Raw genomic sequence first — 23,145 nt, 5'->3', positions numbered from 1 at the left:
AATTGGAATATAGCAACTTGTTGCCAAATGCATGAGGAAAAAGCAGCATAGCCAAAAGAAAATATAGCAGAACTGTAAAATATAAAAGAGGTTGTGCCAACGTTTTGACACAACCTCTTAATTTTTCTTTCTTCTTTCTTTTGTCTTAAAAACAACAGAAGAAGAATTTTTATAATTCGGAAAAAAATGCGAAATTTGCAACGCTTTTCAAGTTTGACAAGAAACTTACTAACACCTTTAAATAAAAAATTAAAGAAAATGACTAAAAGTGCATTGCAAATCGCAAGGGCTGCTTACCAGCCCAAACTTCCGAAAGCATTGGCATCAGGAGCTGTTAAGGCTGTAGCAGGTGCTGCTACTCAATCTGTAGCCGATCAGGAAGCTATCAAAGCATTATTCCCGAACACGTATGGAATGCCGTTGATTACATTCGAAGCTGGTGAAGCTGTTGCTCTTCCCGCTATGAATGTAGGTGTAATTCTTTCCGGTGGTCAGGCTCCGGGCGGACACAATGTAATCTCCGGTTTGTTCGATGGTATCAAGAAATTGAACCCGGAAAACAAATTATATGGTTTTATTCTGGGTCCTGGTGGTCTGGTAGATCACAACTATATGGAGCTGACTGCTGATATCATCGACGAATACCGTAACACAGGTGGTTTCGATATCATCGGTTCCGGACGTACGAAGCTGGAAGCTGAAAGCCAGTTTGAAAAAGGACTTGAAATCATCAAACAACTGGGCATCAAGGCACTGGTTATTATTGGTGGGGACGACTCTAATACAAATGCTTGTGTATTGGCTGAATACTATGCTGCTAAGAAGTATGGTGTACAGGTAATCGGTTGCCCGAAAACAATTGACGGTGACTTGAAGAACGATATGATTGAAACTTCTTTCGGTTTCGATACAGCTTGTAAGACTTATGCTGAAGTAATCGGTAACATCCAACGTGACTGTAACTCTGCACGTAAATACTGGCACTTCATCAAATTGATGGGTCGTTCGGCTTCTCACATCGCACTGGAATGTGCTTTGCAAGTACAGCCTAACGTATGTATCATTTCAGAAGAAGTGGAAGCAAAAGATATGTCTTTGGACGATGTAGTAACATCTATCGCTAAAGTGGTAGCAGACCGTGCAGCACAAGGACACAACTTCGGTACAGTTTTGATTCCGGAAGGATTGGTAGAGTTCATTCCTGCCATGAAACGTCTGATTGCTGAATTGAATGACTTCCTGGCTGCTAATGCTGAAGAATTCGGTCAGATTAAGAAATCTCACCAACGTGATTATATCATCCGCAAACTTTCTCCGGAAAACTCTGCTATTTATGCTAGTCTGCCGGAAGGTGTTGCCCGTCAGTTGACTTTGGATCGTGACCCGCACGGAAACGTTCAGGTATCATTGATCGAAACTGAAAAACTGTTGTCTGAAATGGTAGCTACTAAGTTGGCTGCATGGAAAGAAGAAGGCAAGTATGTTGGTAAATTTGCTGCTCAACACCACTTCTTCGGTTATGAAGGACGTTGTGCTGCTCCGTCAAACTTTGACGCTGACTATTGCTACTCTTTGGGTTACACAGCTTCTATGTTGATTGCTAACGGTAAGACTGGTTATATGTCTTCTGTACGTAACACAACAGCTCCTGCTGCCGAATGGATTGCTGGTGGTGTGCCTATTACTATGATGATGAACATGGAACGTCGTCACGGTGAAATGAAGCCGGTTATCCAGAAAGCATTGGTAAAACTGGATGGTGCTCCTTTCAAAGCATTTGCTTCACAGCGCGAACGTTGGGCTATCGAAACGGATTATGTATATCCGGGTCCGATCCAATACTTCGGTCCTACAGAAGTTTGCGACCAGGCAACTAAGACTTTGCAACTGGAACAAGCTAAATAAATACACTTCAGAGCAGTTGTTGATACAACAGTTGCAATGAAGGGTTCTTTCAGGCACGGATTACGCGGATTAATACGGTTTTTAGTTATTTCTTATAACCCTGTATTCCGTGTAATCCGTGCCTATCTCTAAAAACATTGATCGTTTAAAGTAAATGCCGCAACGCAACAACCCGATGTCTGCCGTACAGAAGAAAAGAACTGTTTCCACTACCAAAAGAAAGGGAACGACTTCTTCTTCCAAGACTTCCCGTACCTCAAAAAAGGAACAGGTGAAGCATCGAACTGTGATGCCTACCTGGCTTCGTAATATTCTGGCAGTGATAATTGTCGGTTGTTTCTCCGTCGCTTTCTATTATTTCTTTATCCGCCCTTATGCTTATCGATGGAAACCTTGCCATGGCTTAAAGGAATATGGTGTCTGCATCCCTGACGGATATGATATTCATGGTATTGACATTTCTCACTATCAGGGAAAGATTGACTGGAAGAAGCTGTTGCAGAATAAAGAGACGGCTACTCCTTTGCATTTTGTCTTTATGAAGGCAACAGAAGGAGGAGATCATAACGATACCACATTTGAGGCAAATTTTGCCAATGCCCGTAATCATGGATTTATCCGTGGCGCTTATCATTTTTATATTCCAAGCACGGATGCTTTGAAACAGGCGGACTTCTTTATTCGCACGGTAAAACTTGTTTCCGGTGATTTACCTCCCGTACTTGATGTAGAAGTGACCGGGCGGAAGGAAAAAAAGGAATTACAGCAAGGCATCAAACGCTGGCTCGACCGGGTGGAATCTCATTATGGAGTGAAGCCTATTCTTTATACCTCTTATAAATTTAAAACCCGTTATCTGGACGACTCTATCTTCAATGCATACCCTTACTGGATTGCCCATTATTATGTGGACTCTGTGCGGTATCAGGGAAAATGGCACTTTTGGCAACATACGGATGTAGGAAGTGTCCCCGGCATTAAAGAAGACGTAGATTTGAATGTGTTCAATGGCTCGTTAGAGGAACTTAAAAAGCTGACAATTAAGTAACGGGTATTTCTTTTCCCTACAACTTATCTCTTCTCATATTTGTTATAATCGTATTATTACTAAAAAAAAACGATTATGAACTTTGATATAGCTATTATTGGTGGTGGTCCGGCCGGGTACACAGCTGCCGAACGGGCAGGGGCCAACGGATTAAAGGCCGTTCTTTTTGAGAAAAAGGCAATGGGGGGAGTATGTCTCAATGAGGGGTGTATTCCTACTAAAACTTTGTTATATTCTGCTAAAATACTGGATAGCATCAAGAGTGCTTCCAAATACGGCGTTTCTGCCGAATCTCCTTCGTTCGATTTATCCAAGATTATGAGCCGTAAAGATAAAACAGTAAAAATGTTGACGGGCGGTGTGAAGATGACTGTGAGTTCTTACGGAGTGGCTATTATAGAAAAGGAAGCTCTGATAGAAGGAGAGAAAGAGGGGAAAATACAAATCACTTGTGACGGAGAAACCTATTCCGTGAAATATTTGCTGGTATGTACCGGCTCTGATACAGTGATTCCTCCCATACCGGGGCTGTCAGAAATCAGCTATTGGACTTCCAAGGAGGCCTTGGAGATAAAGGAACTCCCTAAGACACTGGTCATTATTGGTGGCGGAGTGATCGGGATGGAGTTTGCTTCTTTCTTCAACAGTATGGGCGTGAAAGTACATGTGGTAGAAATGATGCCGGAGATTCTGGGAGCGATGGATAAGGAAACCAGTGGTATGCTTCGTGCCGAATATGCCAAACGGGGAGTCACTTTCTATTTGAATACGAAAGTGGTGGAAGTAAATCCTCATGGAGTTGTGATAGAAAAAGAAGGCAAGACGTCTACTATTGAAGCGGAGAAGATCTTGCTTAGTGTAGGACGTAAGGCAAATCTATCCAAGGTAGGACTGGACAAGCTGAATATAGAACTGCATCGGAATGGAGTGAAAGTAGACGAACATCTGTTGACTTCACATCCTCGTGTATATGCGTGTGGTGATATTACAGGCTACTCTTTATTGGCGCATACTGCTATCCGTGAAGCGGAAGTCGCCATCAATCATATTTTAGGAGTGGAAGACCGGATGAATTACGATTGTGTTCCGGGAGTCGTTTATACCAACCCTGAAGTGGCGGGAGTGGGAAAGACGGAAGAAGAACTGGTAAAATCAGGAGTTCCTTACCGTGTTTCAAAATTACCGATGGCTTATTCCGGACGGTTCGTTGCGGAGAATGAACAGGGAAACGGACTCTGTAAGCTGATTCAGGATGAAGATGGGAAGATTATCGGTTGTCACATGTTGGGAAATCCGGCATCAGAACTTATTGTGATAGCAGGTATTGCTATTCAGAGAGGGTACACGGTGGAGGAATTCCAGAAGACTGTGTTTCCACATCCTACGGTTGGAGAGATTTATCACGAAATTATGTTTTAACTCTTATTCCGCTTGATCTATGATTCGATGTATCTATAGTCCGTTTACTGATATTTACTTTCACTTGGCAGCAGAAGAGTATCTGTTGAAGCAGGGAAATGAAAATATTTTCATGCTTTGGCAGGATACTCCTTCTGTGGTAATAGGTAAGCATCAGCGGTTGCGGTCGGAAGTCGATAAGAAATGGGCGGAACAGGAACAAGTACATATTGCCCGTCGTTTTTCGGGTGGGGGAGCGGTGTACCATGATTTGGGCAATATCAATCTGACTTTTATAGAAACGGCTCCCCGATTGCCGGAATTTGTTACGTACTTGCAACGGACATTGGATTTCCTGAACTCTATAGGCCTGATGGCAAAAGGAGGCGAACGACTGGGGATTTATCTGAATGGATTGAAAATATCAGGGAGTGCGCAATGCGTACATAAGAATCGGGTGTTGTATCATTGCACTTTATTGTATGATACGGATCTGACAGCATTGCATAAAGCTTTGAATCCGGAACCGATGGTTGATGATGAAACTTTATCGTCAGTATATGCCGTTCCTTCCGTTCGGAGTGAGGTAACCAATATTCGGAGTTATTTACCGGAGGGAACTGTAACTGATTTTAAAGAGAAGGCTTTTCAGTATTTCAGTAAGTCCCAATCTGTCAGTGCTTTTACTGGGAAGGAAATAGAGGCTGTTAATCAGCTCCGGGAAGGGAAATATATTCAGAAAGAGTGGATATATAGTCGTTGATGTCCGGGCTGGCTTTGTCAGCATCCGGTTAAAATTTACTTAACTTAAAACTTTCTATTTCAGCCCGTTGTTGTAATATATCAAGGTTGAATAATAAATTTACTGTCTATGTCAAAATTCGAAATAAAAATGCCTAAGTTGGGCGAGAGTATAACCGAAGGGACAATCGTCTCTTGGTCTGTAAAGGTAGGTGATATGATTCAGGAAGACGATGTGCTTTTTGAAGTGAATACTGCCAAAGTAAGTGCGGAGATCCCTTCTCCCGTAGCGGGAAAAGTGGTGGAGATTTTATATAAGGAGGGCGATACGGTTGCTGTAGGAACAGTAGTCGCTATAATTGATTTGGATGGAGAAGAATCTTCAGGAACGGAGCCGGTAAGCGAAGGAGTTGTAAGAGAGGAAGCCGATGCTGGTCAGGTTGCTGCAAATGTTTCTGAAACATCACCATCATCACCATCATCAGCGGAAACTGCTAAAAACGAATCAGCGAATACTGCATCGAAACCTGTTGTTGCAGAGGAAGAACGTTGGTACTCTCCTGTTGTGATTCAGTTGGCGCGGGAAGCTAAAATTCCGAAAGAAGAGCTGGATGCTATACAAGGAACTGGTTATGAAGGGCGATTGAGTAAGAAAGATATAAAAGATTATATTGAAAAGAAGAAAAGAGGAGGTAGTGTTGAACCGAAGCCGGCATCTGTTGTTGCTGCCCCGGCCGCAAGCAAAACATCAGTTGCTGTTTCTTCTGAACAGGCAAGTCCGAAGGTTGCTCCTGTAGCAATGCCTGGAGTCGAAGTAAAAGAGATGGATCGTGTCCGCCGGATTATTGCCGACCACATGGTTATGTCTAAGAAAGTATCTCCTCACGTGACCAATGTAGTAGAAGTAGACGTTACCAAATTGGTACGTTGGCGTGAAAAGAATAAAGACGCTTTCTTCCGTCGCGAAGGAGTGAGACTGACTTATATGCCTGTGATAACGGAAGCCGTGGCAAAAGCATTGGCTGCCTATCCACAGGTGAATGTATCGGTAGATGGATACAATATTCTTTTCAAAAAGCATATTAATGTCGGTATTGCCGTCTCTTTGAATGATGGAAATCTGATTGTTCCTGTGGTGCATGATGCCGATCATCTGAATCTGAACGGGTTGGCTGTTGCCATCGATTCTCTGGCCTTGAAAGCAAGGGATAACAAATTAATGCCGGAAGATATTGATGGGGGTACATTTACGATAACCAATTTTGGTACATTCAAGAGCCTGTTCGGTACGCCAATCATTAATCAGCCGCAAGTAGCTATCCTGGGAGTAGGATATATTGAGAAGAAACCTGCTGTTGTAGAAACTCCGGAGGGTGATACGATTGCAATCCGGCATAAAATGTACTTGTCTTTGTCCTACGATCATCGGGTAGTAGATGGAATGTTGGGAGGTAACTTCCTGCATTTTATAGCCGACTATCTCGAAAATTGGAAAGGCTGATAACTGATTGTTTCATTCATTAAGAACTTCATTACTCATGAAAAAGAAATATGATATAAAAACTACAGATGTAGAAACCCTGAAAAAGTGGTATCATCTGATGACATTGGGGCGTGCCTTGGACGAAAAGGCACCGTCTTACCTGTTGCAATCTTTGGGTTGGTCTTATCATGCTCCCTATGCAGGGCATGATGGTATTCAACTTGCTGTCGGTCAGGTATTCACCCTCGGTGAAGATTTCCTGTTCCCATACTACCGGGATATGTTAACCGTGCTTTCCGCCGGAATGACCGCTGAAGAAGTTATCCTGAACGGTATTTCCAAAGCAACGGACCCGGGTAGCGGAGGACGTCACATGTCGAACCATTTCGCCAAACCGGAATGGCACATTGAAAACATCTCCTCTGCTACTGGTACACACGACCTTCACGCAGCAGGTGTGGCCAGAGCAATGGTATATTATGGACATAAAGGCGTAGCTATCACTTCTCACGGAGAGTCGGCTACTTCCGAAGGATTCGTTTACGAAGCTATCAATGGTGCCAGCCTCGAACGTCTTCCGGTGATTTTTGTAATACAAGATAATGGGTATGGTATTTCCGTACCCAAATCGGAACAGACTGCCAACCGTAAAGTAGCCGAAAACTTCTCGGGCTTCAAGAACCTGAAGATTATCTATTGTAACGGAAAGGATGTATTCGATTCGATGAATGCTATGACCGAAGCGCGGGAATATGCTATCAGTACCCGTAATCCGGTTATTGTGCAGGCGAATTGTGTCCGGATCGGTTCGCACTCCAATTCAGATAAACACACCTTGTATCGGGATGAGAATGAATTGGAATATGTGAAAGATGCTGATCCCTTGATGAAGTTCCGCCGGATGCTGCTGCGTTATAAACGTCTGACCGAGGAAGAACTGCAACAAATAGAAGCTGATGCAAAGAAAGAATTGTCTGCTGCCAACCGGAAGGCTTTGGCTGCTCCCGATCCCGATCCTAAAAGCATTTATGATTTTGTAATGCCCGAACCTTATCAGCCACAGAAATATAAAGATGGTACACATGAGGCGGAAGGGGAGAAGACTTTTCTGGTCAATGCCATTAATGAAACATTGAAAGCTGAATTCCGCTATAATCCCGATACCTTTATTTGGGGACAGGATGTGGCAAACAGGGAAAAAGGAGGCGTGTTTAATGTAACCAAAGGTATGCAGCAGGAATTCGGCGAAGCCCGTGTATTCAGTGCACCGATTGCGGAAGATTATATTGTAGGCACCGCCAATGGAATGAGTCGCTTTGATCCTAAAATTCATGTGGTGATTGAGGGAGCGGAGTTTGCCGATTATTTCTGGCCTGCCGTAGAACAATATGTGGAGTGTACACATGAGTACTGGCGTAGCAATGGGAAATTCGCTCCGAATATAACTCTGCGTCTGGCTTCCGGTGGCTATATCGGTGGAGGCTTGTATCATTCTCAAAACCTGGAGGGAGCTTTGACCACTTTACCGGGGGCACGTATTGTCTGCCCGTCTTTTGCGGATGATGCTGCCGGATTACTTCGTACCAGTATGCGATCCAAAGGCTTCACGCTGTTCCTTGAACCGAAAGCATTGTATAATTCGGTAGAAGCAGCGGCAGTAGTGCCGGAAGATTTTGAAGTACCTTTCGGAAAAGCACGTATTCGTCGTGAGGGATCAGATTTAAGCATTATTACCTATGGCAATACCACCCATTTCTGTCTGCACGCAGCAGAACGATTGGAAAAAGAAGGTGGCTGGAAAGTGGAAGTCATTGATATTCGCTCCTTGATTCCGTTGGATAAAGAGGCGATATTCGAATCGGTCAAGAAAACGAGCAAGGCATTGGTGGTTCATGAAGATAAAGTATTCTCCGGTTTTGGTGCGGAGCTTGCTGCTATGATTAGTGGAGAGATGTTCCGCTATCTCGATGGACCGGTGCAGCGTGTCGGTTCTACTTTTACTCCTGTCGGTTTTAATCCGATTTTGGAAAAGGAAATTTTGCCGGATGAGGCCAAGATATACGAGGCTGCCCGGAGATTATTGGAATATTAAATAGTGTGGATTATGAAAAAGATAGGTTTATTTTATGCTACCAAAGCCGAAAGAACGAGTTGGGTGGCAGAGAAAATACAGAAAGAATTCGGTAAGGAAAAGATAGAGACAGTGCCTATTGAACAGGCTTGGCAAAATGACTTTGCTGCTTATGACTGCTTCATTGTGGGTGCTTCCACTTGGTTTGATGGAGAACTTCCTACTTATTGGGACGAACTGTTGCCGGAACTCCGGACAATGAAATTAAAAGGTAAGAAGGTTGCTATTTTCGGTCTGGGAGATCAGATACGCTATCCGGAGAATTTTGCAGATGGAATCGGTCTGTTGGCGGAGGTATTTGAAGAAGATGAGGCTACTTTAGTTGGTTTTACTTCTTCCGAAGGTTATACTTTCGAACGTTCCAAAGCTTTGCGTGGTGAGCAGTGGTGCGGTTTAGTTGTCGATTTGGATAATCAGTCCGAGCAGGCGGAAAAGAAAATAAAAGCATGGTGTCAACAGCTAAAGAAAGAGTTCGCGTAACAACTTTGTTTCTCCTTATAAGATAGTGACGCTATCCGATACAAATAGTGACGGTATATGCTTGGGATAGCGTCACTATCCCAAGCATATACCGTCACTATTTTTTCTACATCCATCAGGACTCTTATCCTTTATAAACAAACTTCACCTCTGCCCAGCGATTCTTCTCTTTATAATGAACGAAAGTCAATCCGTTCTTTTCCGCTTCTTCGCGGATGGCGGTAATATCGTCTACGTAAAATCCACTCATATAGAGTTCGGAATCCGTATGCATGGAGGCAACATATTGCTTCATATCATTCAGTAATATATTCCGGTTGATGTTGGCGATGATAACGTCGAAAGGTCCTTTTCCTGTAAGCGACGAGGCATCTCCTTGTGAAACGGCAATATCGTCTACGTGGTTCAATTCGATATTTTCGATGGAGTTTCGTACACACCATTCATCAATGTCGATGGCTGTACAGGGGCGTGCGCCCCGCATACGTGCGAGGATGGCAAGAATTGAAGTTCCGCAGCCCATATCGAGCAGAGATTTATCTTTCAATTCGCTGTCCAACAATTCTTCAATGATGAGGCTGGTAGTCTCGTGGTGTCCTGTTCCGAAGGCCATTTGAGGATTGATGACAATGTCATATTCCGCTTTGGGAATATCTTGGTGGAAAGTGCTGTGAATCACACATCGGTTTCCGATAATGATGGGTTGAAAGAAATTCTTTTCCCATTCTTCATTCCAGTCCTTATCTTCCGCTTCGGTGTATGTATAAGTAATATCCGTATCGGGTAGGGGGAACTCGGTGATGGCAATCTTGATGGCGTTTTCATCACAGATTGTCTGTTGGATATATGCGGTCAGTCCGCCTTCACACTCAACAAAACTTTCAAACCCGACTTCACCCAGTACGGCAGCCAGTACGTCAGTGACGATTTCTGTGCAAGGGTGGGTGCGGAATGTGAACTCAAAATACTTCATAGTTGTTTTTAATTCTGGTGAATAATGGACAAAGATAGTTAGAAATAGGGATTTCCCTATTATCCTTTGGGGAAAATCTCCCTCGGACGAAAAATCTCTTCCTTATCTTTGTAACATGAATAAGTTTAAGTAATTACATAAACCGAGATGATATGAAAAAGATTGTTTATTTCTTGCTATTTGCCTTGTGCCTCCCGATAGGCTTGATGGCACAAAGCGTTGATGACGACCTTTACTTCATTCCTTCAAAAGACAAACAGGAGAAGAAAGAAACTCCGGTTAAGAAGGAAACGAAGAAACAGGTGACCAACATCTATACTTCACCGGGTACTACAGTAGTGGTTCAGGACCGTAAGGGAAGAACACGGGATGTGGATGAATATAACCGCCGTTACGATGCACGTGATAATGAATTCGTAATGGATAATGATACCTTATATATAAAAGAAAAATCTAATCCGGATTTGGACGGAGAATGGGTGACAGGCGAATTCAATGGTACGGAAGACGACTATGAATACGCTGAACGTATCATCCGTTTCCGCAATCCTCGTTTTGCTATCAGCATCAGCAGCCCGTTGTATTGGGATGTAGTTTACGGTCCGAATTCATGGGACTGGAATGTATATACCGACGGTATGTATGCTTATGCGTTCCCGACATTCAGTAATCCACTCTGGTGGGATTGGCGTTATGGCTCTTACGGCTGGGGATGGAACTATGGCTGGGGATGGAATCGTCCTTACTACGCTTGGGGATATTCTCCGGGTTATTGGGGCGGCTGGTATGGCGGCCACTGGGGTGGCTGGTATGGCGGTGGCTATTGGGGACATCATCACCACTGGCACGGTGGTCCTAGCTGGGGCTGGGGCGGAGGTGGAAGCGGTCATTGGACAGGTCCTACCTATACAAACCGTCGTTCTTCCGGACAAAGCAGTTACAGGAATCCTTCCACTGTTCGTCGTTATGGTTCGAGTGCCGTTCGTTCCAGTGGTTCTTCTGTTCGGGGAGGCTCTGCAGTTCGTTCAGAAGGTAGTTCTGTTCGTTCTTCTGGTTCTACTTATAGCAGGGGAACTACTTCCAGGCGTGTAGTGGGTACACGGACTTCAGGTGAACGCAGTGGCTCAAGTAGTCGTAGCAGTGCTACTTATTCTCGTCCAAGTAGTACTAGAAGTAGCGGAAGTTCTTCATCTTCCCGTTCGACTGGTTCTTCTGGTTATTCGCGTTCGTCCGGAACCACTACTAGGAGCAGTAGTGCAAGATCAACTTATAGTCGTGGTAGTTCAGAAGCACCGCGTAGTTATTCTCCAGCGAATAATAGTAATACCCGTTCTTCTTCCTATGGTACTTCTCGTTCTTCTTCACGTAGTTATTCTCCAGCTTCGTCAGGTGGTAGTAGTTCTCGGGGCAGTTATTCGAGTGGTGGTTCTTCTAGGTCATCATCAGGTGGAGGCTCCTCTCGTAGTGGCAGTGCCAGAAGATAAGTATTAATTAAACGGTTTTACAAGAATGAAAAAGATAAGTGTTTTAATTGCTCTAGGGATGTTGATGATAGCGCCTTGGGGAATGGCACAAACGATATATGATGGTGCCAAATTAACAGGAAAAGATTTAAATGGAACTGCTCGATTTGTGGGTATGGGTGGAGCTATGGGAGCTCTTGGAGGAGACATATCTACAATGGGGACTAATCCGGCAGGTATTGGTCTTTATCGTAGTAGTGATGTAATGACTTCATTTGGGTTTTCTCTTTATGGGAATGAAAGTCAGTATTTGGGGAAAAAGTTTAATTCCGATTTAACTAAAGGAGATTTTAATAACATCGGGTTTGTGTTTTCTTCGAAGATTGGTAATGAAACTCCGCTGCGTTTTGTGAATTTCGGTTTTAACTATCATAAAGCGAAATCATTTAATAACAACATGCGCATGGAAGGTAATTTGGGGCTTTACTCCCAAACCTATCTAATGGCATCTCAAGCAGCTGGCATTGAAAAATGGGGAGATTCGCCTTATACGGATAATGGTATTGGGTGGCTTTCTATTCTTGGAGCTGATGCTGGGCTGATTAGAGATATTACAATACATGACAAAACAGGAGGGGTAAACAATATTCCTTATACCTATAAGGATGAACAAGGGAAGGAGGTACAGTATAAGGATATAAATGGTAATCCTCTTTATATCTCTCCTGGACATTTTGAAGGAATGTTAGATAATGGATATGCAAATTTTCGTTCGGAAGAACGCGGAGGAATTGACCAATATGATTTTAATGTATCGTTTAATTTTAATGATCGGGTATATTTAGGGTTGACGCTGGGTGCTTATTCTGTAGATTATAATAAGTATACTTTTTATGATGAGGATTATGGAAACGATGAAGGATATAGTTTGCAGAGTTGGAATAGAATAAAGGGGTCTGGCTTTGACGTGAAGTTGGGGGCTATTATTCGTCCTTTTGAATATTCGCCTTTTCGAGTTGGATTAGCTATACATACGCCAATATTCTATAGTTTGGATTATAAAACGAGTGCACAAGTTATATCGGATGTGATGGATGTTGTAACTGGAGAAATAAAAGGATATGACGTGAGATCATGGGATAATCTTCCGGGAAAAGGGGATATGATTCTTCCTTTCGATTTTCAAACTCCTTGGACTTATAATGTAAGTTTAGGATATACGGTGGGTAAGAGTTTGGCTTTGGGAGCAGAGTATGAGTATCAAGATTATTCTTCCATGAAATTTAAAGATACCGAAGGTAATTCTTCTGCTTATGAATTTGAAAATAGTACGACATCTATGTTGAAAGGGGTTAGTACTGTTCGTCTTGGTTTGGAGTATAAAGTGATTCCACAGTTTGCTTTTAGGGCAGGATATAATTATAGTACTGCGGCTTTCCATCAAGATGCTTTCAAAGATTTGGCTATTAACTCTATTCAGACAGATACAGACTTTGCCAATTCTAAATCAATGAGTAATTATACATTGGGTATTGGTTATCGCGGATCAATGTTTTATGCTGATTTAGCTTATAAATACTCTACATATAAAGAAAACTTCTATCCGTTTGTGAATGGATTTACAGATGAAGATGGTAGTACAATCATTGGTTCACCAGAAGCAACGAAAGTTACGAATACACGCAGTCAAGTGTTGTTTACCGTAGGTATGCGCTTCTAATCTAATAAAGAGACAGTTTTCAATTTCAATAATAACTTTTGTGTGTAAAAAATCCCTGGAATGCTGAGTGTCTACAGCGGTTCCGGGGATTTTTATTAGTATCACTTTTTATTCTTTAGTCTTATCTGAATAGTGGAGTTCGTTCGTCAATGATTCCGCGTCTTGCGTACATTTTTACCGCAACAGGAGTTCCGGCTTCTATGGTAATGTCCTCCTCTGCGATGATAGGTTCTTCTTTACCGTCCTCCAGGATAACCGTTCCTATTTTCTCGCCGGCTTTGATGATCTGTGGAATCAAGTTAGTCAAGATACCTTCAGATACTTTCCGAATATCAATGTATTCCGGTTTTGCATTGGGGTCAGCTTCGATTTTGCCGCTGAACAAGTCCTGTACACCTTTGTTCTTCAAGAACAGTTTAACGATTGCTCTACCTTCGTACGGCTGGTTGTTCTCGTCGAGCAGAACGACGGGCGTTGTCATTCTCTTGAATGCAAGAGCAACATTCTTAGAACCTTTGTTGGCTTGGGCTGTACCGAACAAATATTCTAAGCCACCCTTGATTTCACGATAGCGGCTGCTCAATGATCTGGTAGTAGCTGCTTCGTCGGTCAATTCAGGATAATGAGCATAGAAAGTAACCGTTTCCGAATCGGTGCCTGCCTCGTTCCAGGTCTGGCTATCCATACCTATGGCAAATGGATGATAATCCTGCTCGGCAACGGACATTGAGATGACATCTCCGGCAGCGAAATTGTTCTTTAACGGAAGTGTCAAACTACTGCTGTTACGAGTAAGAGCATTGTTGATACTTTGGTCAATAGAAGTAGAAAAGTCGATCACTTCTTTACTGGGATCTTGCAGTTCTTCTTGCTGTTGACAACTGAACAGGCATACTGATGCCATAACAAATAAAAGGCTTTTTCTTTTCATTTGAGGGGTAATTAATAGGTTAATAATAGTGAGAGGTTTTTTAATATTCTACTCTGTCTTCTTTGGCCGCCCAGGCTTTGAAGGCAGTAAGGGCTTCATTATGCAATAAGATTTCGGAAGGAAGCTTTCTGTCTTCAGGCTTCAGTTCCAGTTCGTCATAGATAAAAGAGTCGTCGAAGCCAATATTCTTGGCATCGGTCTTATTGTTTCCATAGTACATTTTATCCAATCGCGCCCAGTAAATCGCACCGAGACACATGGGACAAGGTTCGCAGGAAGTATAGATTTCGTATCCGCTAAGATTAAAAGTACCGAGTTTGGCAGCTGCGGCACGTATCGCACTCACTTCGGCATGAGCAGTGGGGTCACAAGATGCCGTAACACGATTTACTCCTGTTGCAACTATTTCCCCCTCTTTCGTGGCAATCACAGCACCGAAAGGACCTCCACCATTTTCAACATTTTCTTTGGAGAGCTCGATTGCTTTCCGCATTAAGTCTTCTCTAGTCATGGCACAAAAAATATATTGTTAGTTTCATTTTCCCTTTGCTTCTTTTTACAAAGATAGAAAAAACTAACAATATACAATGGAATATTCCTATTAATTTTTTAACAGTATCAGTAAACTTCGCAAGAAAATGATACTTTTTTTTGCTTTTTTTCGGGTTATAGTTTACCTAATATCTTGTCCATTACCCAGTTAGTGAGCGTTGCACTTTCTCCGTCGCAGGAGCAAACGGACTTACCTAACAAGTGATCGACCACTGCCTGAATAAGAGGTTGTTGCACATGTTCCGGGTTACCGATACAGATTTCTTCCCGTCCTTTTTCGGTATGTAAGCCGATAGGCTCATAAGTAAAGACAGAGAAACAAATCATTCCCTTGTCACCGATAATTTCAATACGGTCTTCGCGGGCAGAGTCATGGGCTACGAAACACCAGGAACCGCTACCAACCAATCCGCTATCAAATTGGAAACAGGCGCTTAATGTATCTTCAGCAGGATAAAGTCCACCCCGATTGCTCTTATAACCGCTTGCTTCGAGGATACAACCGAACATATCCTGCAACAAATCAATTTGATGCGGAGCAAGGTCGTAGAAGTAGCCACCTCCGGCAATGTCAGCCTGCACACGCCAGGGAAGGTTGTCACGATTGTAATCCAGATCGCGTGGCGGCTGGGCAAAACGAATTTGCACATTGATAATATTACCGATAGTACCGTTCTCTACCAGTTCCTTTACTTTCTGGAAATAGGGGAGATAACGGCGATAGTAAGCAACGAAACAGGGAACTCCCGTTTCATTGGATATGCGGTTGATGCGCGTGCATTCTTCGTACGTCACAGCCATTGGTTTCTCAATATAGGCAGGTTTGCCTGCTTTCATGGACATAATGGCATACGTAGCATGTGAGGAAGGAGGAGTGGCAATGTAGATGGCATTTACTTCCGGATCATCGATCAGTTCTTGTGCATCGTCATACCATTTTTTGATTCCTCTCTCTTTGGCATACGCTTTCGCTTTCGCACCGTCACGACTCATCACGGCTACGACTTCCGAATGTTCTACTTTCTGGAAAGCGGGACCGCTTTTGGTCTTGGTTACTTCTCCACAACCAATGAAGCCCCATTTGATAATCTTTTCACTCATAATATATACCTATTGTGTCTGCTTAAACAAACCCCAAAGATAAAGCTATTTTTTGTCAAGAGCAACTTTATTGATTATTAACTTAGCAGAGACAGTGGTAAAACAGACATTACGTTTTATTTCAATAGAGGCTCTGTTTTACCTGAACAGAGGCTCTGTTTCTGGCAAACAGAACGTCCGTTGGGGGCGGATATATACTCCATTTCGGTAAGAAGTAAGGTGAACACTGCTGATCCTCCGGCTGAAGAACCGTAACCACCAGGCTAAGCGAAAAGAAAAGCCGGGGCGGGGAGAGGTTTTTCCCGGATGGATAAAAAGAAAGGAGAGAATCGCGATTCCCTCCTTTGCGTGTAGTTTAATTGAAACTACTTTATCATTAACTCTGTAAAGATACGACATTCGAAAGCGAAAGTCAAGTCTTTGGGAGTTTATTTCTGGAAATAGACATGAATATATCCATCTTACATTCTGTTTTTGATTGTTTTCTTCTGACCTGTAAAGTGATGAGGTTATTCTTTGTCATAGTATTTTTTATAAATCTTCTGGTATTCTTTCTCTTTTTGGAATTTATCCAGCCATGTATTCAAACTATCGAGTAAAACGGGTGATTGTTTGCTGACTGCCCATGAGTAGAACTGCGTGAAGCTGATGGCTGTATTAATATCTATTTGCGGCAACGAATCTGCTGCCGCCAGTGCGATACTTTCGTCGCAAACGGCATAGTCGATGTCTCCATGCGCTACCATTGATATCAATTGTTCGGAACCGTATTTATCAATCTCCTTGATGTAGATAGTATCTCCGATCTCATTGCCTAGATTCTGAATACGCAAAATAGAGGGGGAGCCTTTTACGACATGAAGTGTTCGCTGGGCTAAATCCAGTTGGGTGCGGATATAGAGTGAATCATTCTCTCCAATTTCTTTGCGTTGCACCAGCACTTGCTTGTTGAGGAAAATGGGAGAGGTGAGAAGCAGAGAGTCTTTTAACTTGCTGGTGGCTAATATGCCATAAGCAATCACGTCATAACGTCCCTCGCTTAATCCTTCCAACCGCTCTTCGAAACTCATAATAGGTGTTATTTCGGTTTTGAGTCCTTTGTCCCGGGCGAATGCCTGTATCAGTTCGTAATGAAAACCGGAAACGGTGTCACTGTCTACATAAAAACTGATGGAATTATATTCGGTAGCTACACGTATGATACCCTCCTTGGCAATGGCAGCATAATCACGCGGATGTCCCGCAGGTTTTTCTTGCTTACCGCATTGACGGAAAGAGAAGATAAATGCCAATACAATAATCACTGGCACTAAATATCTGAACAGTCTCAATTTGGGGCGTGATACCATAAGTCGTATAGTTTTTGTTAATCATAGAAATTCCATGAAAGACCGAATTTCAGCACACGTGGGTTGATGGGGTAGTGAGGAGACAGAAAGTAATTCGGACTGCTCATGCCCTGGTTCACGTGATACATCATTACATAGAAACGTGTACGCTTTAAATGTAAGTTTGCATATACATTCACAATCGGATAACCTCCTATCTGTACCTGATCGTCTGTCGGTTGCAGGTGGAAATTCTGAATGGCCGGCATATAGGCAGGTGCATTGTATTTGCTGAAATAACGCACGTCGGCTCCCAATTGCACACTAAGTACTTTCTTCGCCAGTTTGAACTGCATATAGAAGTTATGATATAGCGAGAGATCAGGTAAAGGAAGTACAGTCTGGTCACTGGATTTCTGCCAGGTCACCTCATTGTCCAGATGGAAGATTCCTAGCTTGAAGTCCTGATTAAGGCTAGCAGATAATACCTGTATACTTCCGCTGTTCTGTTCCGGTTTTGCTTCCTGGTTGAAGTAAGTATAGTTCTTGATATTTTCAACTCCTGCTTTCAGGCGTGTCCTCCAACGTGCAATGCTCAATTCCCCTTCAATACGGGTACGGAATTCCTTGTCCATATCGTCGTCCCACATGAAATGCTTGGAATGATAATGGCGCATATAGAAAGGAGCAAGTTTATTGCTGACTTCACCACGGGCTATAAGACTGACGGTGTCTTTCCACAACGGGAAGTTCAGGTCAATATCTCCTTTTACATTGAATTGTCCGATTGCTTTTCCTGCCAATCCCACTTCACCGATAGCGTGGTAATGAAGCACATTCCCTTCACGTTTGGATAATTCGCCTCCAACAAATATTTCATTTTCGTTGTATTTATCAGGCAACGGATTTCCTTCCATATTCATCAGTGTATACTTGCTGATTTTATAGGAAGCAAATGCAGTCAATCCGGCTTTGGCATATTTATTGAATCCCTCAAGTAACGCAATACCTATGGTGTTTTTGATTCCGACGTAGGTGGTACTGTCTCTGACATTAGGATTATCCGTATCAAAGTAAGTATTCTGATAATAATTTTTTTCACGCATGTCGTCATTAGAATTAAAGCTATGCCGTGCCCGTTCCACTTGGATGGTGTGTATAAAACTGGTAACGGGGACAAACTCCTGTTTGACGGGAGTGGTGTCATTTTCAGCCTGTGGTATGTCACGACTGAATCCGAGATTATATCGTTGGGTCAGGAAGACATAAAAGTCATGGTTGCGGTTGGTCGTTGCACTTAGTACGGTAGGAATATTGGTTGATTCATATTCTCTTTGACCTTGCGCCATTTCTTCCGGTGCAGTGATATAGCGGTCGTCCTCAATACCTCCGTTTTCATTTGTTTTCAGGTAATTATTGCTGTATATAGCCTGCATCTGATATTTGTCGCCGATATAGCTACCGAAAACTGCTGCATTAAAGTACGCCGTATTCTGATTATTGTAATATCCTCGTCCGTATAGGTAGTCTACATTAAATCCGAAAGCCAGTTTCTTGTTTACATTGACAGAGAAGTAAGATTTGAAACGCTCTTCCCCATTCACTTTATTACCGGCTTTGTGATACGTCAGATTCGTATAAGGTACGTTACTGTTAGTGAAATTAAATTCCGTAGGACGAATGAAGAAACTGGAGAAAGGCTCCATGAAAATAGTCGGCTCTGGGTCACGGCGGTCAAAGAAGATGCGTGACATACGGGGAGAACCCATATTGGCCAGATAATTATAATGTCCGGTAAGTCCTTCAGTCAGGTTTGAATTCTGGAAATGATGAAAGGCTGTATCTGCCGGGATGATAGTCCGGTCGCCCAACTGGTTCTTGATACGCCACATATACAACTTTGGAGGCAATCCCTGTACTTCGACATTTGCACTATCCAATCTGTCCGGAATCATGGCAGGGTCTACCTGATTTCCGTATTGGTCGTATCCGTTTTCGTCTACTCTCTGGCGACCATTATCGAACTGTGCGTGAACAGTCGTCAAACCTATAACGGAAAGTAATATATATAATAGTAAGATTCGTCTCATAATTGGAGGCAAAGATACTTACTTTAATTGAGAATTGAGAATTGAGAATTGAAAAATATGTTGCATCCTTTACTTGGCGAGCAATTATTTCTTAATTCTCAATTCTCAATTTTTAATTTATTAAACCTCACGGATTAACTCCATCCCTTTCTTGATAGCTTCCTCGTTCATAGGAATCAAGTGATGGTGGCGTTCCGGCAGGGTTTTCTTCAATCCTTTGATAACATTCTCCAACGTTACGATGGGGCGAAGCTTCAATAATCCGCCAAGTACGATCATGTTGAATGCTTTGGCATTGTTCATCTCGTTGGCTGCATCCATTGCGTCGATACGATATACCTTAATATCCTTACGGGTAGGAGGGTTGATAATTCCGTAACCGTCATAAATCAGGATACCGCCGGGTTTCACTTTGCTTTCAAACTTTTCGAGTGAAGGCTGATTCAGAATGATGGCAGCGTCGTATTTACTAAGAATCGGTGAGGATATTTTGTCATCGCTTACAATAACTGTAACGTTGGCTGTTCCACCTCGTTGTTCGGGACCGTATGCCGGCATCCAGGTCACTTCTTTGCCTTCCATCAAACCGGAATATGCCAGAATCTTACCCATAGACAATACGCCTTGTCCACCGAATCCTGCTATAATTATTTCTTCTTTCATTGTTCTGTTGACTTTTAGCGTTATTCTTTATCTTTTAAATCACCCAGCGGATAGAATGGGAACATGTGTTCTTCCATCCATTTGTTCGCCTTCTCCGGAGTCATCTTCCAGCCTGAACTACAAGTGGAAACGATTTCTACCAGGTTGGAACCTTTACCGTTCATGGAGTTCTCAAAAGCCTTGCGGATTGCCTTCTTAGCCTTGCGGATAGCCGGTACGGATTGTACGGACTGACGGGTTACGTAAGCAGTTCCTTCCAGTTGGGCTGCGATTTCAGTAATCTTCAATGGGTAACCGTGAAGTTCAACGTCACGTCCGTAAGGACAAGTCGAACTCTTCATGCCTACTAGTGTAGTCGGAGCCATCTGGCCGCCTGTCATACCGTAGATCGCATTATTGATAAAGATAATCGTGATGTTCTCACCACGGTTCAAAGCGTGGATTGTTTCGGCTGTACCGATACAAGCCAAGTCACCGTCACCCTGATAAGTGAAAACAAGGCGGTCCGGCCACAGGCGTTTCACAGCAGTTGCCACAGCAGGAGCACGTCCGTGTGCTGCTTCCTGCCAGTCAATATCGAGATAGTTGTAGGCAAACACTGCACATCCCACCGGAGAGATTCCTACAGTTTTATCTTCCATACCCATTTCCTCAATGACTTCGGCAATGAGTTTGTGTACCACACCGTGACTGCAACCCGGGCAGTAGTGCATGGCGTTATCGTTCATCAGAGTCGGTTTTTTGTAAACCAGATTCTCGGGTTTGATTATTTCTTCTTTAGTCATAACTTCATCTCCTTATCTGTTGGTGAACCGTATAAAAAACTCCATCAGCTTGACAAAGATTGCCGCGCCGCATACGTAGATAAACATTTTGAAATCATCTTTTGCTACAAAGTAGGTGATGATGGCTGCAACAGCCAATATCATAAATAGGATGTTCAGTACGTTTCTTATTTTATCGGGATTCATTGTTTCGTTATTTGATTATTTTTTCTTTCAAGGCAGTTACAATTTCATCCGGATCGGGAACGATGCCACCTAGACGTCCGAAATGTTCTACCTTTACTTTACCGTTAACAGCGAGACGGACATCTTCAATCATCTGTCCGGCATTTAGTTCCGTAACGAGCATACCTTTTACTTTATCAGCGTATGCAGCAATTGCTTTGGTTGGGAACGGCCACAGTGTAATCGGGCGAAGGATACCTACTTTAATTCCTTTTTCACGAGCTAGTTCCATTGCTTTCTGGCCAATACGTGCCATTGAACCGAAAGCGATAATCAAATACTCTGCATCTTCGCAGTTGATCTCTTCGAAGCGTACTTCATTTTCTTCAATTTCACGATATTTAGCTTGAAAACGGAGGTTGTTGATTTCCATTGCTTCCGGTTTCAATTCAAGGGAAGTGATAATATTCGGTTTGCGGTCTTTTGCTTTTCCGGTAGCAGCCCATGGACATTGTTCAATTACTTCTGCTTCCGTGCGGCGTGGCTTTTGTGCAGGAAGAACAACCTTTTCCATCATCTGACCGATCACACCGTCGGCAAGGATAATAGCCGGATTACGGTATTTGAAGGCCAGTTCGAATCCTAATGCTACGAAATCCGCCATTTCTTGTACGGATGCCGGAGCGAGGGCAATCAGTTTGTAGTCTCCATGACCACCACCTTTTACTGTCTGGAAGTAGTCAGCCTGGCTGGGTTGGATAGTTCCCAATCCGGGACCGCCACGCATTACATTCACAATCAGACAAGGAAGTTCGGCACCGGCCAAATAAGAGATTCCCTCTTGTTTCAAGCTCACGCCCGGACTTGAAGAGGAGGTCATTACCTTCTTTCCGCTACCTGCACCTCCATATACCATATTGATAGCTGCCACTTCACTTTCCGCCTGGAGTACTACCATGCCGGTTGTTTCCCACGGTTTCAGTTCGGCAAGCGTTTCCAACACTTCCGATTGGGGAGTAATAGGATAACCGAAGTAACCGTCGGCACCGCAACGGATAGCTGCGTGGGCGATGGCTTCGTTTCCTTTCATTAATACAACTTCTTCTGCCATATTCTTTTCTTTTATTCTACTTTTACTTTATACACTGAAATACATCCGTCCGGACAAACCGTTGCACACGAGCTGCATCCGTTACAGGTATCTTCCTTCACTTGCCAGGCATAGTTATAGCCTTTCATGTTTACCTCTTTATTGAGGGCGATTACATCGAGCGGACACGCCACTACACACAGGTTGCATCCTTTGCAACGCTCCGTGTCGACTACGATTGCTCCTTTGATTTTTGCCATAATCTTTATTTTATTACGTTATCTTTGAGTACGGTTATTGATTATACATCTCTTTTATTGATTGAACATATCCTTGTGGTAGAAGTTGAGGATATCTATTGCCATCTTCCTGGCCTGAACGGCAGGACTGTCCGGATTGATCTCGATGGCATACTGGTAGTTGTCCAGTGCCTGCTTCCAATCTCCTTTCTTTCGGTAGGCATTTCCCCGTAAATAGTAAAGAGTATCTTTCTCTTTTTCGACAGAACTGTCCTGGAGAAGCTGGTCCAATTGCTTAATCGCTGTGTCCACATCCCCCTGATTGATAAGCTCTTTTAGGTTGTCTATTTGCTCCATTTCTTTTCGTCTTTCGGGATTCTGAAACGCAAAGATAGTTTTTATTTATGTAAACAGGGCAAATGAGGACGGAAATTTGCAACGTTTTGAGTTTATTGCATATTGTATAGTAGAGGCGGAGTTTGTTCCGTCCTTATAAGGTACGTTATCCAGCAGGTGGCTGATACCCCATGCCACATGTATCTTTTCTGCGTTTTGGAAGTGGGGACAGTCAATGCCGGTGGCCGGAATACACATTGGGTTTATGATGCTGATGTAGGACGTGTCAGCGGTAGTGAGAAGTGCAGCCACCCGACGCAGGCAGTTACAAGCTTTCGGACATTGCTCGTTGTAGCAGCGAGCGTAGTTGAAAGGGACTGTTTGAAAAAGAAAAAACGTGAAAGGTAAGCGTCTCCGCGATTCTATCTTGTCGGCCTTTTTTCATTCTTATATTTTTGCTATGTATAAAAATGAAGCATTATGGATTTAGCAGAAAATCGATTTGGAAAAACTTGGAAACATT

The 23,145-nt window shown here is 43.1% G+C and carries 21 protein-coding genes and 1 pseudogene; 9 read left to right on the top strand and 13 right to left on the bottom strand.

The window, feature by feature from the left end:
- The first annotated feature begins 258 nt into the window (after nucleotides 1-258).
- The 7 genes from N5O98_RS25300 (at nucleotide 259) to N5O98_RS25270 (ending at nucleotide 9,186) form a co-directional block, all read left to right on the top strand.
- Complete coding sequence (locus N5O98_RS25300; RefSeq protein ID WP_004307609.1) at nucleotides 259-1,905, top strand: diphosphate--fructose-6-phosphate 1-phosphotransferase; 1,647 nt, start codon at nucleotides 259-261, stop codon at nucleotides 1,903-1,905.
- Between the two features lie 154 nt (nucleotides 1,906-2,059).
- A complete protein-coding gene (locus N5O98_RS25295; RefSeq protein WP_004309007.1) occupies nucleotides 2,060-2,953 on the top strand; it encodes a glycoside hydrolase family 25 protein in 894 nt (297 codons plus the stop codon).
- A 75-nt stretch (nucleotides 2,954-3,028) separates the two neighbouring features.
- Nucleotides 3,029-4,372, top strand: a complete 1,344-nt coding sequence (lpdA, locus tag N5O98_RS25290) for a dihydrolipoyl dehydrogenase (RefSeq protein ID WP_004309006.1) — start codon at nucleotides 3,029-3,031, stop codon at nucleotides 4,370-4,372.
- Between the two features lie 19 nt (nucleotides 4,373-4,391).
- Nucleotides 4,392-5,114, top strand: coding sequence for a lipoate--protein ligase family protein (locus tag N5O98_RS25285; RefSeq protein ID WP_004309005.1), 723 nt, complete (start codon nucleotides 4,392-4,394; stop codon nucleotides 5,112-5,114).
- Nucleotides 5,115-5,222: 108 nt separating this feature from the next.
- Nucleotides 5,223-6,593 (top strand): dihydrolipoamide acetyltransferase family protein, encoded by a 1,371-nt coding sequence (locus N5O98_RS25280; protein ID WP_004309004.1) that lies wholly within the window; start codon nucleotides 5,223-5,225, stop codon nucleotides 6,591-6,593.
- Nucleotides 6,594-6,630: 37 nt separating this feature from the next.
- On the top strand, nucleotides 6,631-8,667 hold the full coding sequence (locus N5O98_RS25275) for an alpha-ketoacid dehydrogenase subunit alpha/beta (protein WP_004309003.1): 2,037 nt from the start codon (nucleotides 6,631-6,633) through the stop codon (nucleotides 8,665-8,667).
- 12 nt (nucleotides 8,668-8,679) lie between these two features.
- A complete protein-coding gene (locus N5O98_RS25270) occupies nucleotides 8,680-9,186 on the top strand; it encodes a flavodoxin (RefSeq protein WP_004307602.1) in 507 nt (168 codons plus the stop codon).
- Nucleotides 9,187-9,310: 124 nt separating this feature from the next.
- On the opposite strand, the gene prmA is transcribed toward N5O98_RS25270, so the two are convergent.
- The gene (gene prmA, locus N5O98_RS25265; RefSeq protein WP_004307600.1) at nucleotides 9,311-10,159 is read right to left on the bottom strand and encodes a 50S ribosomal protein L11 methyltransferase; all 849 of its coding nucleotides are present in this window, start codon (nucleotides 10,157-10,159) and stop codon (nucleotides 9,311-9,313) included.
- 152 nt (nucleotides 10,160-10,311) lie between these two features.
- Between prmA and N5O98_RS25260 the strand changes: the two genes are divergently transcribed.
- Both N5O98_RS25260 and N5O98_RS25255 read left to right on the top strand, forming a co-directional pair.
- Nucleotides 10,312-11,643 carry a hypothetical protein gene (locus tag N5O98_RS25260; RefSeq protein WP_004307599.1) on the top strand — a complete coding sequence of 444 codons (1,332 nt, stop codon included), beginning with the start codon at nucleotides 10,312-10,314 and terminating at the stop codon, nucleotides 11,641-11,643.
- Nucleotides 11,644-11,668: 25 nt separating this feature from the next.
- Complete coding sequence (locus N5O98_RS25255; RefSeq protein WP_032855853.1) at nucleotides 11,669-13,342, top strand: OmpP1/FadL family transporter; 1,674 nt, start codon at nucleotides 11,669-11,671, stop codon at nucleotides 13,340-13,342.
- Between the two features lie 121 nt (nucleotides 13,343-13,463).
- Here N5O98_RS25255 and N5O98_RS25250 read toward each other — a convergent pair whose 3' ends face one another.
- The 12 genes and pseudogenes from N5O98_RS25250 to N5O98_RS25195 all read right to left on the bottom strand — a co-directional run.
- Entirely contained in the window at nucleotides 13,464-14,273 is an 810-nt protein-coding gene (locus tag N5O98_RS25250; protein ID WP_004307597.1) for a fimbrillin family protein, read from the bottom strand.
- Between the two features lie 40 nt (nucleotides 14,274-14,313).
- Complete coding sequence (locus N5O98_RS25245; RefSeq protein ID WP_004297398.1) at nucleotides 14,314-14,784, bottom strand: nucleoside deaminase; 471 nt, start codon at nucleotides 14,782-14,784, stop codon at nucleotides 14,314-14,316.
- Nucleotides 14,785-14,939: 155 nt separating this feature from the next.
- Nucleotides 14,940-15,926, bottom strand: coding sequence for a Gfo/Idh/MocA family protein (locus N5O98_RS25240; RefSeq protein WP_004297399.1), 987 nt, complete (start codon nucleotides 15,924-15,926; stop codon nucleotides 14,940-14,942).
- 509 nt (nucleotides 15,927-16,435) lie between these two features.
- Nucleotides 16,436-17,275 (bottom strand): transporter substrate-binding domain-containing protein, encoded by an 840-nt coding sequence (locus tag N5O98_RS25235; protein WP_004307595.1) that lies wholly within the window; start codon nucleotides 17,273-17,275, stop codon nucleotides 16,436-16,438.
- Nucleotides 17,276-17,292: 17 nt separating this feature from the next.
- Complete coding sequence (locus N5O98_RS25230) at nucleotides 17,293-19,344, bottom strand: putative porin (RefSeq protein ID WP_032843310.1); 2,052 nt, start codon at nucleotides 19,342-19,344, stop codon at nucleotides 17,293-17,295.
- A 120-nt stretch (nucleotides 19,345-19,464) separates the two neighbouring features.
- Complete coding sequence (locus tag N5O98_RS25225; protein ID WP_004297415.1) at nucleotides 19,465-20,007, bottom strand: 2-oxoacid:acceptor oxidoreductase family protein; 543 nt, start codon at nucleotides 20,005-20,007, stop codon at nucleotides 19,465-19,467.
- 20 nt (nucleotides 20,008-20,027) lie between these two features.
- The gene (locus N5O98_RS25220; RefSeq protein WP_004297416.1) at nucleotides 20,028-20,792 is read right to left on the bottom strand and encodes a thiamine pyrophosphate-dependent enzyme; all 765 of its coding nucleotides are present in this window, start codon (nucleotides 20,790-20,792) and stop codon (nucleotides 20,028-20,030) included.
- A gap of 12 nt (nucleotides 20,793-20,804) precedes the next feature.
- Nucleotides 20,805-20,978, bottom strand: coding sequence for a hypothetical protein (locus tag N5O98_RS25215; protein WP_004297417.1), 174 nt, complete (start codon nucleotides 20,976-20,978; stop codon nucleotides 20,805-20,807).
- A gap of 7 nt (nucleotides 20,979-20,985) precedes the next feature.
- Nucleotides 20,986-22,068 (bottom strand): 3-methyl-2-oxobutanoate dehydrogenase subunit VorB, encoded by a 1,083-nt coding sequence (locus N5O98_RS25210; protein ID WP_004297418.1) that lies wholly within the window; start codon nucleotides 22,066-22,068, stop codon nucleotides 20,986-20,988.
- 11 nt (nucleotides 22,069-22,079) lie between these two features.
- Nucleotides 22,080-22,307, bottom strand: coding sequence for a 4Fe-4S dicluster domain-containing protein (locus N5O98_RS25205; RefSeq protein ID WP_004297419.1), 228 nt, complete (start codon nucleotides 22,305-22,307; stop codon nucleotides 22,080-22,082).
- A 54-nt stretch (nucleotides 22,308-22,361) separates the two neighbouring features.
- Nucleotides 22,362-22,643, bottom strand: a complete 282-nt coding sequence (locus N5O98_RS25200; RefSeq protein ID WP_004307591.1) for a tetratricopeptide repeat protein — start codon at nucleotides 22,641-22,643, stop codon at nucleotides 22,362-22,364.
- Nucleotides 22,644-22,763: 120 nt separating this feature from the next.
- Nucleotides 22,764-23,048: pseudogene (locus N5O98_RS25195) on the bottom strand (DUF6078 family protein); the annotation flags it as partial.
- Between the last annotated feature and the right edge of the window lie 97 nt (nucleotides 23,049-23,145).

Source organism: Bacteroides sp. LFL-34 (genome assembly GCF_027257075.1).
Classification (GTDB): domain Bacteria; phylum Bacteroidota; class Bacteroidia; order Bacteroidales; family Bacteroidaceae; genus Bacteroides; species Bacteroides ovatus.
The sequence above is the reverse complement of the archived record's forward strand: the minus strand, read 5'-3'. Positions and strand labels throughout refer to the sequence as shown.